The organism is Azoarcus sp. KH32C, assembly GCF_000349945.1.
GTDB lineage: Bacteria > Pseudomonadota > Gammaproteobacteria > Burkholderiales > Rhodocyclaceae > Aromatoleum.
Genome location: NC_020516.1, coordinates 4340982 through 4357157, shown reverse-complemented (window position 1 = coordinate 4357157; position 16176 = coordinate 4340982). Strand labels below are relative to the sequence as shown.

General features: G+C 63.1%; 12 protein-coding genes. 3 read left to right on the top strand and 9 right to left on the bottom strand.

Annotation, left to right across the window (positions count from 1 at the left end; genetic code table 11):
• Positions 1–50 precede the first annotated feature (50 nt).
• From AZKH_RS19465 to AZKH_RS19455, 3 genes are read left to right on the top strand one after another with little or no spacing between them, the layout of a single operon-like run.
• Complete coding sequence (locus AZKH_RS19465; protein WP_015437513.1) at positions 51–296, top strand: PP0621 family protein; 246 nt, start codon at positions 51–53, stop codon at positions 294–296.
• A gap of 10 nt (positions 297–306) precedes the next feature.
• A complete protein-coding gene (locus AZKH_RS19460; RefSeq protein ID WP_015437512.1) occupies positions 307–1860 on the top strand; it encodes a nitrogen regulation protein NR(II) in 1554 nt (517 codons plus the stop codon).
• Positions 1857–3236: a sigma-54 dependent transcriptional regulator gene (locus tag AZKH_RS19455; RefSeq protein WP_015437511.1), complete on the top strand. Its 1380-nt coding sequence runs from the start codon at positions 1857–1859 to the stop codon at positions 3234–3236. The genes AZKH_RS19460 and AZKH_RS19455 overlap by 4 nt, the downstream gene beginning before the upstream one ends.
• Positions 3237–3247: 11 nt before the next feature.
• Here the strand turns inward: AZKH_RS19455 and AZKH_RS19450 are convergent, their stop codons facing one another.
• The 9 genes from AZKH_RS19450 to AZKH_RS19410 form a co-directional block, all read right to left on the bottom strand.
• Positions 3248–3892 (bottom strand): hypothetical protein, encoded by a 645-nt coding sequence (locus tag AZKH_RS19450; protein ID WP_156822133.1) that lies wholly within the window; start codon positions 3890–3892, stop codon positions 3248–3250.
• Between the two features lie 308 nt (positions 3893–4200).
• Positions 4201–4980, bottom strand: a complete 780-nt coding sequence (locus AZKH_RS19445; RefSeq protein WP_015437509.1) for a TylF/MycF/NovP-related O-methyltransferase — start codon at positions 4978–4980, stop codon at positions 4201–4203.
• 108 nt (positions 4981–5088) lie between these two features.
• The gene (locus tag AZKH_RS26415) at positions 5089–8031 is read right to left on the bottom strand and encodes a glycosyltransferase (RefSeq protein ID WP_083903104.1); all 2943 of its coding nucleotides are present in this window, start codon (positions 8029–8031) and stop codon (positions 5089–5091) included.
• A gap of 64 nt (positions 8032–8095) precedes the next feature.
• Complete coding sequence (locus tag AZKH_RS19435; RefSeq protein WP_015437507.1) at positions 8096–8431, bottom strand: hypothetical protein; 336 nt, start codon at positions 8429–8431, stop codon at positions 8096–8098.
• Between the two features lie 64 nt (positions 8432–8495).
• Positions 8496–8921 carry a pilin gene (locus tag AZKH_RS19430; protein WP_015437506.1) on the bottom strand — a complete coding sequence of 142 codons (426 nt, stop codon included), beginning with the start codon at positions 8919–8921 and terminating at the stop codon, positions 8496–8498.
• A 765-nt stretch (positions 8922–9686) separates the two neighbouring features.
• On the bottom strand, positions 9687–12851 hold the full coding sequence (locus AZKH_RS19425; RefSeq protein WP_015437505.1) for an efflux RND transporter permease subunit: 3165 nt from the start codon (positions 12849–12851) through the stop codon (positions 9687–9689).
• Position 12852: 1 nt separating this feature from the next.
• Positions 12853–14397 carry an efflux RND transporter periplasmic adaptor subunit gene (locus AZKH_RS19420; protein ID WP_015437504.1) on the bottom strand — a complete coding sequence of 515 codons (1545 nt, stop codon included), beginning with the start codon at positions 14395–14397 and terminating at the stop codon, positions 12853–12855.
• On the bottom strand, positions 14394–15731 hold the full coding sequence (locus tag AZKH_RS19415; protein WP_015437503.1) for a TolC family protein: 1338 nt from the start codon (positions 15729–15731) through the stop codon (positions 14394–14396). The genes AZKH_RS19420 and AZKH_RS19415 overlap by 4 nt, the downstream gene beginning before the upstream one ends.
• 102 nt (positions 15732–15833) lie before the next feature.
• Positions 15834–16175, bottom strand: coding sequence for a copper-binding protein (locus tag AZKH_RS19410; RefSeq protein WP_015437502.1), 342 nt, complete (start codon positions 16173–16175; stop codon positions 15834–15836).
• Between the last annotated feature and the right edge of the window lies 1 nt (position 16176).

Below are 16176 nucleotides of genomic sequence, written 5' to 3'. Positions count from 1 at the left end.
GGACCCCATGCTAAACTCGTCCCGCCGATATTCCTGCCGAATCTCCTGCCGTGCGTAATCTGCTGATTTTCATTCTGATTCTGGTCGCCATCTGGTGGGTCCGCCGCATCGTCAGCCGATCCGATGACTCCGCGCACCGCGGTGGCGGTGGCGCACGTCGGCGCGATGCTGATGACGTCGAACGGATGGTCGGCTGCGCCCACTGCGGTGTGCATGTGCCCGAGAGCGAATGCGTGCGTGACGGCGAGACCTTCTATTGCAGCGAGGAGCACCGCCGCCTGGGCGCGCGGCGGTAGGCGATAGCCAATGGGCCTGCTGGTCGATGGCTTCGACGCCGCACGCTGGGTACCGCTGCGCTACCTGAATCTTTTCCGGCTGATCATCGCCGGCCTGTTCCTCGTCGCCGGGCTCGAACTGAATCTCGGCGCCGACGCGCCCCGCGTCTTCAAGGGCGCCGCGATTGCCTATATCGCGGCCGTCCTCGCCCTCGGTTTCCCGGACGCGGCGCGACGACTCGGACTCGATCGCCTCATCACGCTGCAGGTCGTGATCGACATCGTGCTGCTCGGCCTGATCATGTGGGCGAGCGGTGGCTACGCGAGCGGCATGCCCGTGCTGATGATGGTGATCCTCGCCGGCGCCGGTCTCGTGGCCCAGGAGCGGATGGTCCTGTTCTACGCCGCGCTGGCGACCGTGACCGTGCTCGCCGAAAACGTCTGGCGTCTGCTCACCAACAGCAAGCCGGCCGACTTCCTGCAGGTCGGAATCCTGTGCACCGGCTTCTTCGGCATCGCGATCACCGCCCGCCTGTTGGCGCGGCGCGCGAAAGCGAACGAATCTCTGGCGGTCCAGCGCGGTGAAGCGCTCGCCAAGCAGCAGGCCGTCAACGAGCGCATCATCCGTGACATGCAGGACGGCGTCGTCGTGCTCGACAGCGACGGCCGCGTTCTGCAGGCCAATCCGCGCGCCGCCGAATTGCTTGGCGTGTCCTCGCTCGAAGGTCTGCGCCTGGCTGACCTCGACGAGAGCCTGGCGGACGTGCGCGGGGAATGCGGCCCGGAGGGCAGGCTCCTGCGCGCCGGCCCCGCGGGGAAGCTGCTGCGTTGCCGGGCGATCGGTGCTCATTGCGACGAGCGCACGGACGGCACCGAAATCCTTGTGTATCTCACGGACTACGAGGAGATCCAGATCCAGATCCAGCAGCTGAAGCTCGCCGCCCTGGGGCGCCTCACGGCCAGCATGGCCCACGAGATCCGCAACCCGCTGTCAGCCGTCACCCAGGCCGCCGAACTGCTGACCGAGGAAAAGCGCGGCGAAGTGCAGGTGCGCCTCATCCGGATCATCAACGACAATGCGCGACGCATCGAACGCATGATCCGCGACGTGCTCGCTCTTGGCCGGCGCGACGAATTGTTGCCGGAAGCGCTGCGTCTGGCTGCATTCATATCCGGATTGATCGACGAACGTGCAATGGGCGGTGATACGGAGCGCGACATCTACCGCATCGACATCCCGCCCGACGAAACGCTGGCCGTCGACCGCGCCCATCTGCACCAGATCCTCGACAACCTGATCGCGAACGCGCGCCGCTACTGTTCGGGACAAGCCGGTTCGGTGAGGATCTTCGTTGCGACGGAGAGCGGGGGGCGCACGGCGCTGCACGTCGTCGACGACGGTCCGGGCATCCCGGAAGCCGATCGCATGCGGATCTTCGAGCCTTTCTTTACCACGCATCCGAAGGGGACCGGCCTGGGCCTGTATATCGCGCGCGAACTTGCCGAAGCCAACGGCGCCGCCCTCGAATTGTTGGACAATGCCCCGGGTGCGCATTTCGTACTGACCGGACGGAGCCAGCCATGACGCAACCCGAACGACGCAATCGCCCGAGGGGGATCGATGTACTGGTCGTGGACGACGAAGAAGACATCCGCGAAGTGCTCGAACTCTCGCTGCTGCGCATGGGGCTCGCCTGCGATACCGCCGGGACCGTTGCCGATGCCCGCCGGCTGCTGGACGAAAAGCCCTACCGGCTGTGCCTCACCGACATGCGCCTGCCGGATGGCGATGGACTGGAACTGGTTGCCCACATCCAGTCGCACATTCCCGGGCTTCCTGTGGCCGTGATTACCGCATTCGGCAGCATCGAGACGGCAATCCGCGCCCTCAAGTGTGGCGCATTCGATTTCGTGACCAAGCCGGTCGAACTCAAGGCGCTGCGCGAAATCGTCAGTCACGCATTGAACGTGCAGAGCGCGCCGGGCTTGGGAGAAAACGCCGGCGGCCGCAGTCTGATCGGGCGCTCCGCCGCGCTCGAGCAACTGCGTAGCCAGATATCGAAGCTCGCGCGCAACCAGGCGCCCGTCTTCATCCTCGGCGAATCCGGTACCGGCAAGGAAGTCATCGCCCGCCTGATTCACGAGTCCGGGCCGCGTGCGAATGCCCCCTTCGTTCCGGTCAATTGCGGCGCCATCGCACCTGAACTGATGGAAAGCGAGTTCTTCGGACATCGCAAGGGGAGCTTCACTGGCGCCGTATCCGACAAGGACGGCCTTTTCCAGGCTGCACGGGGCGGCACGCTGTTCCTCGACGAAGTCGCCGACCTGCCCTTGGCGATGCAGGTGAAGCTCCTGCGCGCGATTCAGGAGCGAGCGGTACGACCCGTTGGCGCCCACGCCGAAGAACCGGTGGATGTCCGCATCCTGTCTGCCTCCCATCGCGACCTCGGGCAATTGGTCGCCGAAGGCAAGTTTCGTCAGGACCTCTACTTCCGCATCAACGTCATCACCTTGCGTGTGCCGCCGCTACGCGAGCGGCCGGAGGACATCCCCGAGCTGGCGGAGCACATCCTTGCCCGACTCGCTGAGCGCGAGGGTGGCGCTCCGCGGCGGCTGACCCGTGAAGCAAGCCAACTGCTGGCACAGCATTCCTTTGCCGGCAACGTTCGCGAGCTGGAAAATTTGCTCGAAAGAGCCTGCGCGCTGTGTGACGGTGACGAGATCACTGGCCCCGATCTCAGTCTCCATCCGACAGAGGGGCTAGCGCAGCCCTTAGTCTTCTTCAATGCAAGCGGCGATGTTCATGACGATGTTGCGGAGAGCGATTCGGACAGCGACGAACGCGCGCTGGTGCTGCGCATGCTCGATGAGACGCGCTGGAACCGCAGCGAGGCAGCGCGTCGGCTTGGGATGACGCTCAGACAGTTGCGGTACCGGTTGCAGAAGTGGGGGATGGAGTAGCCCTCGACCGGCTACTTCACCGGTGCGATACCAACAAGCGAGCCTGTTTTCAAGTCAAGGATTGCGCGTGCCTCGCCGGCGCGACCGATTACGGGGACCGTAAGCGTGCTCGTTTGAGCGGTCGTATCCGACTCCGGGCTTTGCTGCATTTGATTGAATCTCGGTACGCCTTCAGCCAATGGCGCATAGCCTCCCGCTAGGAACGCCGTCGGTGGAGCTTCGTCGAATCCCCCAACTGTTGAGACCGCTTCGAGTTGTGCTGCGAGCGAAGGCTTGACGAACACTGGACGGGGACCATTCGACCAGGCTGGAACTGCTGTGACCTCGTTTGGAACGGTGCCGATGACGTCTTGAGATGTGATCGCGAAAAAGCGGTCATAGACAAAAGCGAGGTAAATCGGGCGTTGAATTGAAAGGGTCCACGCTCCGTAGGCAAACAGCGAAAGCTGAAGTACGAGTATCAATACAAGGTCAAATCGCAGTTCCTTTTTTCCCTTCCTGTCGGGACGAAAGAGAATGGCTGTCAGGATGGGGCCGACGACGAACGTGATCCCGATGACCCAGATCAGGATGGACGTTCCGCCTTGAACGCTTAGAAGTCCGCCGGGATACCAATGGGTGAGGACCCAGAAGGCAAGCCCGCCAACAAGTGCCACGCTGAACGCGGTGTGAGTCAGAATTGTCCGAAAGCGCGCGGAACGAGGCAGAATCGAAGGCATAGTAGGAATGTGACTGCTTGAGTCTATAAACAAGACAAAGGGGACTGCCTGGGCAGGCGGGCCGGGTGATATGCGCCAAGCCTGTCCGAATAAGTTGAGTTTCGCACCATTTTTTTTCGCGGGCTGACTAACATGAATTCCCCGCTTAATGGCTGAGCGGCATGCGTTGCGAAGATTCAAGCAGCCCGAGGTAAACGTGGATATCCCCTTGCCTCTTGTTTCGCCCGATATTTGACTCCAAACCATCAGCGCTTAATCAGCATCCCCTGGCCGGTGGGGTAAGGGATGACCCGATAGTTGCGCTCTTCAAACCACTTGTCTTCAACCTGCTTCTGATGGCGATAAATTCCCGACCACTCATAGTCGTCCAGAACGACAACACCGCCGCTGACTACTCTATGAAAGAGGTGCTCCAGTGCAGCTATTTCCCCGTCGGCATTGTTCAGATCAATGTGAAGAAATGCAATCTGTTCAGGGATGCCGTCCGAAAAACAATCCGGAATAAGCCCCTTGATTAGCCTAACTTGCTTGTAGTCTACGAATCGGTCCTGGACAAGTTCGTAAAATCCCTCCCCCTGCCCAGCGAATGCATGCCCCTCCACAGGGTTGTAGTCGAATGTGTCATAGCCCCAGTAGGGCTTCGGAAAGCCCGTACCTCCTAGGTAGTCCATGACAGTCTTGATGCCAGTGCCAATGTACACACCGCATTCGACGAAGTCGCCAGGAAGCTGAACGCAGTTATATGCCGCGCAAGCTAGGATATAACGTCGCCACAGAATCGCTTCGTCTGCATCGTTGACGATGTTGGTTTGCCATGCATCTCTAAAGGCCTCATCTTCCAACGCAGAGTTGTTTCGCGCCCATGTGAAAAGATTGTCACCGAGGTAGTAACCAGGAGCAACGAGCTTCTTGGCTTCCTCCATTAGAGCCGAGAATTTGATTGGGTCGGAAATTCCCCACGACAGTGGCGATGAGAAATTGACCGTTTGTTCCATTTGCAGGGCTTTCAGCTTTGGGAGAAACATGGTGAACCTCTCAAACTTTCGGGGAATTGAAGTAATTCATGCATTCCGTCTTATTTTGACCATTACTCAATTATGGCCCGGGTGAAGTCGGTCGATGTGGCGTGAACTTCAAAGATCAAACAGAAGCCCTTGAACCGCAACGCCCTCATTGGGCGACGTGACTGGAGCGGAGACTATCGTCCGATCGTCATCCCGTAAAACCAACGGGTCGAATTCGTAGTGTTGCGTCAAGTGCCAGCGCACTTCACCGAGATGATCGTTTCTCAGCGCTATCCGCCAGTCCATGACCACTCCCAGACCTTGGTGGACTGCCAGGCGAAGTCCCGCCCGGTGTGCGCGATGGCTCAGATCTTCCTCCATCAGCGCTGCACCCTCCTCAAGCAGCGGATCGAACTCGGCGAGGCCGTCGATTTCAGCGACTCGTGCTCGATTGAGGGCAAGAAGCGAGCCGTCCAGTACGCCTAACCCGTGGACGACGACGTTTCGCTCCATCCCCATCTGTTGGATCTCGTAGACTCCCTGTTCGTCTGAGGGAACCATGAAACTGGCAACCTTGTTGGGTGCCGGGGAGAGGCGCCAGTCGAGCCGGTCCCAAGTCCGTGCCCCTGCGATACCGAGCATGTCACAGTCTTCCAGGGTGGAAACAACGTCCTGGAAGAAACTTGCTGAGTGAATCTCGATGTTCTTGTGAACGATGAGCAGAATGTCGGTGGTCGGTTCGCGCAAGGCAGCACTGTAGGCGCGAGCCTTGTGCGCCTCGGAGCAACGTACAAAATTAAGCTTATATCCGGCTGGGAGGGGGCACTGACTTGCGACATCATGGCATTTGCGGTCGAAGGCCGCCTGGTCGTCGATGACGATCAAGACCGTGATGCTTACGGCACGGTCCGTTGCCGGGCCCGAGGCAGTAACCGGAGGACGGCGGCCTCCGCGTACGCTCAGGCAAGTCTCCAGCATGCGCAACTGCATCAGGTCGCAGGTGTCCTCGCCGACGGCCGTCGCTGCGAGGGCGACTATCCTTGTGCATTCCTCGTAGCGACTCTGCTGCAGGTAGAACCGTGCAACGTTCACCCATACTGCAAACCGGTCGGTCGGGGCGAAACCGTCGACGCGGTCGAGCAGGTACGTGGCGGCTTCATGGTATTTGCGGTCCGCGGTCAAACGCTGGGTATTCAGAATGTGTCCGGTGCCGCAAGCCGGGTACTCGCGCAAGCAGTAGTCGACGATCCGTTGCGCTGCTTCGTATTGGCCGAAACGAAGCGCGCCGTACGCTCTCCTGACGAGTTCCTGCGCAGGCAAGGGCGCAACTGCATTCTCGTAGCACAGCGTGCCGTCGCGCTTGGCTTGAAGCAGCTCGATGCAGCTGCGTTCAAACTGCTCCGCGAAAAGCCTGCCGTTGCCCAAGGCGGTTCGCGAAAAGCGCTCGCGTGCTTCGGCACGAAAGCGAGCAAGAAACGACAGATCGGCTGCGCCGGCGACAGCGCGCTCGACGTAAGATGTTTCATCGGCTACCACCCAATCCGATAGATCGAGATTGTTCAGTATCGATCTCCCCATTCGCGAGATGAGCGACTTGCCGGCCAAACTGACGATCGGCACGCCCATGTAGGCTGCAAAACATGAGGTCGTGCCACCATTGAATGGGTAGGTATCAAGAACGAGATCCACTTCGTTGTATGACGCGAAGAAATCGTCGCCGCCCGCAGGGCCACGAAAGTCGACTCTTTCGATCGCAATTCCGAACTTCCCGAGTCGGTCGCGCATCGAGTCCACTGCCGCCGGATCGTTGAAGCTGATCGACCGCAGCAGGAGACGACCGGTCGGCACCCGCCGCAAAATCTCCGCCCAACTCTTCAACGTTCGGTCAGCAATCTTTGCAATGTTTCCGATGCACGCGAAGGTTGGAAAGCCATTACGCTCCGCCGGAGGCGTCGGATCGATCGGAGCTTCCTGCATCGGGTCGAAACACCAGAACGATTCAGGCAGCACCAGCGGCATTTCCGCGTAGTAGCGGTTGCTGTCGGCGTCGGCAATGTGAACGTCGAGGAGTTTAGCGTCAATCGTGCGAAGCCCTGTCGTCGGCGGATAGCCGATTCCGCTCAACTGCAGTGTGGCCAAGCGTTCCTGAAGCAGATTCAATCGATTGTTCGACGTGTGTCCGGCGAGTTCAACCAGTACATCCAAGTCGTGTGAGCGTATCAGCGTGACAAGTTGGGCATCGGGGAGAGCGCTTACGTCAATAAAGTGATCGGCTTTTTCCCGAATACGCTCCGTCGACTCGTCGCCCTTCGGAATGTCGTGATACAGCACGATCTCAAAGCGGTCGCGATCGTGATTCTCGAGCAAGGGTCTGAAGAAATAGCGAACCGAGTGATTGCGAAAATCCGGTGACCAATAGCCAACACGGATTTTCGACGTGCGTTCGGGCAACGTCGCCATCAACGTGTCGGAGGTTTTGAGGTCGGCGATATGCGGAGGGGCAGCAAGAGTCTGGGCCCAGAAGCGATGTTCGGCTGCGAGCTGCGCTTCTTCAATGTCATGATAGGCGCAATTCAGGAGGTAACAATTGGCCAGGCGCAAGTTGTCAAAGGACGCCAGCCAAGCGCGTTTGGCGAGACGGCAGGCGAGTTCCGCGTCACCCATTGCCAGGGCAATCGACCCTAGCACTGCGTCGGAAGCGTAGAAATCCGCATCGTATACCTTGGCCTGCCGCAGATACGGCAGCGCCTCGCGACTCCGTTGACTGTCGGTGATCGACTTGGCGTGGTTGACGACGACCGGCAGGTAGGCGTCGTTCAGCGCAAAAGCCTGATCGAATATTGCCGCTGCGCCTGAGTCGTCACCGGTATTGGAGAGGCAGCAACCCAAGTCGTTCATGGCCGCAACGTCGTGCGGAAATTCTTTCAAGTAGCTGCGATAGGCCGGTATCGCAGAACGAAAGTCCCCCTTAAGAAACAACGCGTGGCATTTCTCCCGCGCCGAAACAGTTGTTGAACTGTGGGAGTTTGTTGCGCGCTGCGAGAAAAGATTCTTGATCAGATGTAGCAGCATCGATGATGACGAATCAGTGAAGGGTTTCGGGGGCGATGCGGACTTGGGCGTCGACCGCTGCGACTCACTTGGCGTTTCGCGATTGCCGTGCTTTCGACAACTCCACCACCAGCCCCTCGATGGCCAGATTGATGAAATCCTTGGGGTACCCCTTCGTCTGGAGTTCCCACTTGAAGTTGTTGGCGAGGATGGCGCGTTTCATGAAACCCATGCCTGTTTGTGCCTGATGGTCCTTTGCGGTTTCGAAAGCCTGCTCAAGCACACGCGACACCCGGTTTGCCGACAAGACCTGACGGCCCTTGTCCATCAGCTTTGGCGGAATGTTCTTGGCCAGGTGCTCAGCCAGTTTGCGCGCCAACGCTTTCTCCGGCTCGCTCGTGAATAGCCCGAATAGGTTCATGCCTTCAACCTCGTACAAACAAAAAAGCCCCTCGTGAGGAGGGGCCGTCTCTCAAACTGCAGTATTAGCCGCGGCAGGAGGCCGGGACGTACTTGGTGTCGGAGCCCGAGCAAGCCCAGGTCAGGGTGCCTGCGGCCGACTGGACTGTCGGCGTCAGGGTGATGGTCACGGCCGCGCCCACGGAGCTTGTGGCAGTAGTGCCCGTGACCGTGACGACCCCACCAGTCGACACCGTCGCACCGGTTACCTTGCCGACGGTCGAGACTGCGCAGTCCGCTGCAACCGTCGTTGGGATCGTCGCTCCCCCGACCGACTGGTAAACCTCGGTGATGCAGGTGCGCGCGCCGCTGGCGGCCAGCACCAGTTCCGAAACCTTGGCCCGGATCGTGTAGTTCTGGTAAGCCGGCAGCGCGACGGCGGCCAGAATGCCGATGATCGCGACGACGATCATCAGTTCGATGAGGGTAAAGCCTTGTTGGATCTTTTTCATGATGCTTCTCCTTAGAGGAAACCACGGACTGTCCGCTTGGCTATGCTTCCGCAACGTATGTGCCAGATTTTCGGTATTCCCGCACTTGCTATAAGGCGTTCACGGAAATGCAATCAAAACAGTTGGTTGAAGGAAGATGTGGCCGGGCGGGGTCGTCGCGGCTCGCTGCATCGCGTGATATTTGTCACAGAATGCGTCAACAAGCGACAGGATGCTAGGTGGGAATGTCAATTGTTGACAATGTGACTTCGCGGCAGACGCCGCTGCGCGAGTTCGTAGAGCGCTGCGAGAAAATGTTCTTGATCAGACGTAGCAGCATCGATGATGACGAATCAGAGAAGGGTTTCGGGTGGGCGCGTTTCATGAAATCCATGCCAATCTGTGACTGATGGTGCTTTGCGGTTTCGAAAAACCTGCTCAAGCACACGCGACACCCGGTTTGACGACAAGACCTGACGGCCCTGGTCGATCAGCCCAGTTTGCGCGCCAAGGCTTTCTCCGGCTCGCTCGTGAATAGCCCGAATAGGTTCATGCCTTCAACCTCGTACAAACAAAAAAGCCCCTCATGAGGAGGGGCCACTTTTCGAACTGCAGTATTAGCCGCGGCAGGAGGCCGGCACGTACTTGGTGTCGGAGCCCGTGTCTGCGGCGCTCGTGCCGGTCGAGTGCTTTATCATTTGGTGGGGACAGACAAGCGATAATAATCAGATAAGTCGCATATGGGCGACCTTAGCTATCGCTCGACGCCTCCCATGAACCCGGCGGTCAGGCTCTGGTCGGTTCGAAGGCGCTACTGGCCGACTCCATCGCCCGTGTCAGCCTCCACTCCTTCACCAACCCATAAATCGCCGGAATCACCCCCAGCGTCAGCACCGTCGAGGACAGCATCCCCCCCACCATCGGCGCGGCAATCCGGCTCATGACCTCCGAGCCGGTGCCGCTGCCCCACATGATCGGCAGCAGGCCAGCGATGATCGCGACCACCGTCATCATCTTCGGGCGGACGCGTTCGACGGCGCCTTCCATGATGGCGTGGTAGAGGTCGGTGGTGTCGGGGACGCGGCCTTCGGCTTGGCGTTGGGCCTTGATCGCCTCCCAGGCGTGGTCGAGGTAGATCAGCATCACGACGCCGGTTTCGGCGGCGACGCCGGCCAGCGCGATGAAGCCGACGGCGACGGCGACGCTCATGTTGTAGCCGAGCCACCACATCAGCCAGATGCCACCGACAAGCGCGAAGGGCACGGACAGCATCACGATCAGGGTTTCGGTGAGGCGGCGGAAGTTGAGGTAGAGGAGCAGGAAGATGATCGCGAGGGTCAGCGGCACGACGACGATGAGCTTTTCCTTCGCGCGTTCCATGTATTCGAACTGGCCGCTCCAGGTGGCGTAGTAACCCGGCGGGAAGGCGACTTTTTCGGTGACGGCGCGGCGGGCGTCGGCGACGTAGGAGCCGATGTCGCGGTCGCGGATGTCGACGTATACATAAGCGGTGAGCAACGCGTTCTCGGTGCGGATCGCGGGGGCGCCCTTGGTGAGCGTGACCTTTGCGAGCTGGCCGAGGGGGAGGTTGCCGCCGCCGGGGAGCGGGACGAAGACTTCCGATGCGATGCGGCGCGGGTCGTCGCGCAGGTCGCGCGGGTAGCGCACGGCGACGGTGTAGCGTTCGAGGCCTTCGACGGTGGTCGTGACGGGGTCGCCGCCGAGGGCGGTCGCGACGACCATCTGGAAGTCGTCGACAGTGATGCCATAGCGCGCGAGCTGCGCCCGGTCCGGGGTGATATCGAGGTAGAAGCCGCCGGTGACGCGCTCGGCGTAGGCGCTCGTCGTGCCGGGGACGTCGCGGACGGCGGCTTCGACTTCGCGGGCGAGGCGTTCGATGGTCGCGAGGTCCTTGCCGAAGACCTTGACGCCGATCGGCGTGCGGATGCCGGTCGAGAGCATGTCGAGGCGGGCCTTGATCGGCATGGTCCAGGAGTTCGCGACGCCGGGGAACTTGAGTGCCGCGTCCATCTCGGCGATCAGCTTGTCAGTCGTCATGCCGGGGCGCCATTCCGATTGCGGCTTGAGGTTGATGACGGTCTCGAACATTTCGAGCGGCGCGGGGTCGGTGGCACTGGTCGCGCGGCCGGCCTTGCCGTAGACGGACTCGACCTCGGGGAAGGTCTTGATGATGCGGTCCGTGGTCTGCAAGAGTTCGCCAGCCTTCGTCACCGACATGCCGGGCAGCGACGCGGGCATGTAGAAGAGCGTGCCTTCGTTGAGCGTCGGCATGAATTCGGCGCCGATGCGGCTTGCCGGGTAGAGCGTGATCGCCATCGAGACGAGCGCGGCGACGAGCGTCAGCGCGCGATGGCGCATGACCCACGCGATGATTGGGCGGTAGAGCCAGATCAGCGCGCGATTCACCGGGTTCTTCGCCTCGGGCAGGATGCGGCCGCGGATGAAGAGCATCATCAGCACCGGCACGAGCGTCACGGACAGGAGCGCCGCGCCCGCCATCGAGAAGGTCTTCGTGAAGGCGAGCGGCGAGAACATGCGGCCTTCCTGGCCTTCGAGCGTGAAGACGGGCAGGAAGGAGACGGTGATGATCAGCAGCGAGAAGAAGAGCGCGGGGCCGACTTCCTTGCAGGCGCGGATCATCGCTTCGGCGCGGGCGGATTGCGGGGCGTCGTCGGGGACCTGTTCGAGCCGCTTGTGGGCGTTTTCAATCATCACGATGGCGGCGTCGACCATCGCGCCGATCGCGATCGCGATGCCGCCGAGGCTCATGATGTTGGAGCCGAGCCCGAGCGTGCGCATCGCGATGAACGCGACGAGGATGCCAATCGGTAGCGTGATGATCGCGACGAGCGCGCTGCGCACGTGCATCAGGAACACGACGCACACGACGGCGACGATGAGACTTTCCTCGAGCAGCGTGCCCTTGAGGTTGGCGATCGCGCGTTCGATCAGCGCCGAACGATCGTAGACGGGGACGATGGACGTGCCTTCCGGCAGGCCGGCGCCGATCTCGGCGATCTTCGCCTTGACGTTGGCGATCACGTCGAGGGCGTTCTGGCCGAAACGTGCCATGACGATGCCGGAGGCGACTTCGCCTTCGCCGTTGAGCTCCGCGATGCCGCGGCGCTCGGCCGGGACGAGTTCGACGCGGGCGACGTCGCGCACGAGCACCGGCGTGCCTCCTTCGCTCTTCAGAACGAGGTCGGCAATGTCCTGCGCGCTGCGCAGATAGCCGCGGCCGCGCACCATGTATTCGGTCTCGGCCATCTCGACGACACGGCCGCCGACGTCGCGGTTCGATGTGCGGATCACTTGCGCGACGCGGTCGAGCGGGATGCCGTAGCTTGCGAGCCGGTGCGGATCGACCGTGACCTGGTATTCCTTGACGAAGCCGCCGAGGCTCGCGACTTCGGCCACACCCTGCGCCTTCGTGAGCTGGTAGCGGACGTACCAGTCCTGCAGGCTGCGCAGCTCCGCGAGCGAGCGGTCCTTGTCGGTGAGCGCATATTGATAGACCCAGCCGACGCCGGTCGCGTCCGGCCCGATCTGCGGCGACACGCCCGCGGGCATGCGGCCGGCGGCCGACGAGAGGTATTCGAGGACGCGCGAGCGGGCCCAGTAGATGTCGGTGCCATCCTCGAAGATCACGTACACGTAGGACGCGCCGAACATCGAGAAGCCGCGCACGACCTTGGCCTTGGGCACCGCGAGGAGTGCCGTCGTCAGCGGATAGGTGACCTGGTCCTCGACGACTTGCGGCGCCTGGCCGGGGTAGTCGGCGAAGACGATGACCTGCACGTCGGAGAGGTCGGGGAGCGCATCCACCGGCGTTTTCTTCAGCGCATAGACGCCGGCTGCGGCGACGAAGAGCGTCGCCAGCAGGACGAGGAAGACGTTGCGGGCCGACCAGTCGATGAGGCGGTTGAGCATGTCAGTGGCCTTGGTGTCCGGCGGGGCTGGCAGCGGGCTCGATGCGCGTGACGGTGAATTCGCCCGGCGTGCGCTGCTCGAACTCGAAGCGGATCGGCTGTCCCGGGGCGAGCGTCTTCGCAAGGTCGGCGGATGCCAGGTTGAACTCCATCGTCATCGCCGGCCACTGCAGCGCGGGGATGGCGCCGTGCGCGATGCTGACGGTGCCGGAAGAGAGGTCGATCGAGTCGATCGTGCCTTCGCCCGAGTAGGTTTGCGCGGCGGCGCCCGTGTCCTTGCCGGCGGTGAAGCTCGCGAGCGCGGCGCGCAGGTTGCTCTCGGCGTCGATCAGGAAGTTCGCCGAGACGACGACGCGATCGCCCTCGGCGACGCCTTCGAGGATCTCGACGTGCTCGACGCCGCGACGACCGATCTTGACCGCCTTCGGTGCAAAGCGGCCTTCGTCCTTCGCGACGAGCACGACCTGGCGCTCGCCGCTGTCGATCACGGCTGAGGCGGGAACGGTCAGCGCCGGGGCGGCCTTGCCGGTCGCGACTTCGGCGTGCGCGAAGAGACCGGGGCGAAGCAGTCCTTCGGGGTTCGCGAGTTCGAGGCGGATCTGCGTCGTGCGCGTCGCGGCGTCGATCGTCGGATAAAGGTAGGCGACCTTCGCCGCGAAGCTGCGTCCGGGGAAGGCGTCGAGCTCGACCGTGGCGGGCTGTCCGGGCTTGATGCGGGCGAGGTCACGTTCATAGACGTCGGCGAGCACCCAGACGGTCGACAGGTCGGCGATGCGGTAGAGCGCGTCGCCGGGCATGAAGCGCATGCCTTCGACGGCCTTCTTTTCGAGCACGATGCCGTTGGCGGGCGAGGTGAAGGTGAGCCGCCCGCTGCCCGCTTTGACGCCTTCGGGCAGCTTCATCTGCCAGTTCGACACCCGTGCACGGGTCGCGTCGGCGAGACGCTTTGCCGATTCGGCCGCGGCGGGATCGGCGGACGCATCGTGCTGCAGGCGCTCGGCGATCTGCAGCTCGGAGCCAGCCGACAGGAGTTCGGGGCTGTAGACCGAGAACAGCGGTTGGCCGCGGCGGACCGGGTCGCCGCTCGCGTTGACGTGTAGGCGCTCGATCCAGCCTTCGAAGCGCGGGGTGACGTCCACAATCGTACGCTCGTTGATGGCGATGCGACCGACCGCGCGCAGCGGCTCGTCCAGCGTGCGCAACTCCGCGACCGCGGTGCGTACGCCCAGGGTCTGCAGGCGCGAGGGGCTGACGGTGACGGCGCCTGCATCGTCCTGGCCGGCGCCCGCGCCTTCGCTCTCGTAGACGGGAATGTAGTCCATGCCCATCGAGTCCTTCTTCGGCACCGGCGAGGTGTCGGGCAGGCCCATCGGGTTGCGGTAGTAGAGGATCTTGCGGCTGCCGCCCGCATCGGCCGTGGCTGCAGGCGTGGAGGACTCGGCCGGCGCCGCACCGTGGCCTGCGTTGCGCGTGCCGGCCCAGTAGCCGGCGCCAAGGGCGGCAGCGACCGCGATTGCGGCGATGGTGAGTTGCACGACGGGTTTCACAAGGGTTCTCCGACCAGTTTCTCGATTTCGATGAGGGCCATGTGCGATTCGACGTCGGCCTGGAGCAGGCTCATGCGCGTGTCGACGAGCTGGCGCTCGGCTTCGAGGACGGCGTCGAAGTCGGCGCGGCCGGTCTCGAAGGCGGCGCGGGTGGCGTCGCGCGTCGCCTGGGCCTGGGGCAGCAGGGTGCCGCGGATCAGCCGCCGGCTTTCCTGGCTGCTCGTGAAGTTCGAATAGGCGGTGCCGACCTCGCCGGCGATGCGGGCGCCGGTCGCCTCACGGCGTGCGTCCGCGGCGGCGAGCATGTGTTCGGCCTCGCGCTCGCGTGCGCGGCGCGTGGATTGCTGCAAGGGGATCATGACCTCGAACATCACGTCCCAGGTCTGCGCTTCGCCGCGGACGCGGTTGTTCGTGAGGCCAACGGAAAAGTCCGGATAGCGGTCCGCCCAGGTGCGCTCGCGTTCGAGACGGGCAGCGTCGATGCCGCGTTCGTCGGCGGTGAGCGCCGGGTTGCGGTCGCGAGCGTGGGCCACCAGGGACGCCAGGTCCACGGCGGACGGCAGGGCCGGCGGGTCGATCGGTGCGGCCAGCGGCGCATCGGGGGCGCGGGCGAGCAGGCCGTTGAGGGCGGCGGCGGCACTGCGGCGGCGCTGTTCGATGGCGACCTGGGCGAGGCGCTGGCTCGTGATCTCGCGCTGCGCGCGCAGCACTGCCTGCTGCGGCGCGAGGCCCTGGCGGTAGCGCGCGAGGGCCGCTTCCTCGAGCCCGCCGAGCAGCGTCAGCGATTCGCGCGCGAGCGCGGCTTCGCGGTCGGCGGCGTAGTAGCGCAGCCACGCGCTCTTGATCGACGCGGCGAGATCCAGCCAGGCGGCGTCGAGACCCGCAGCGGCCTGGTCGGCCTTCGCCGCGGCCGCGCGCGTCTGCAACTCGCGCTTGCCCCATCCGGGCAGTTGCTGGATCACGCGGTAGCGCGTCTCGCCGACTTGACCGGGGACCAGCGTCGTGTTGCCGCCGCGCATCCGGTTCGTGAAATCCATCAGCTCGACCTGGACGTTCGGATCGGGCAGCGCGCCGGCCGATTCGATCCGCTCCCGCGCGGCGGCGGTTTCGGCGCGCTGGGCGGCGAAGGCGGGGCTCGTTGCGCGGGCGTGGTCGAGCAAGCTTGCAGCGGTCGCTCCCAGCGCGGGCGCGGCGAGGGCGACCGCGTCGGCTCCGACCGGAAAGGTCTGAACGCCATCCTGTGCCTGTGCGGTTGCGCCGGCAAGCGCTACGGCGGCGACCAGAAGCGGCACGCTCACGCGTGGTCGGAAGGCGCCCGCCATGGCCGAGATCATCGTCGATACTCCGTAAGATATTTGTTGTTCTTGAACGACAGGTGAGATCCGCGGGCCTGGCCCCCGTGCGGCGGGATTTCGCGCCGAGGCGTCCGTCCCCCTCTACTGCGCGACTTCGAGCTTCGTGACGCTGAAGACGCCTTCCACGCGTTCGGCGACGAAGCGGATCTTGTCGCCGACCTTGACCTGGTCCAGCATTGCCGCGTCGCCAACGCGGAATGCCATAGTCATGCCCGGCATGCCCAGGTTTTCGAGCGGACCGTGGGCGATTGTGATCTTGCCGGCGCCCTTGTCGACCTTGCGCACAGTGCCGCTGGACATGGTCGCCGGCTTTCCCGCGGCGGCGGTCGGCGCTGCGAGATGTCCGTCGTGGCTGCTCTCTGCGAGGGCGGCGGGGGCGGCGACGCACAACGCGGCGGCGAGGAGGAAGGGCTTGATGTTCATG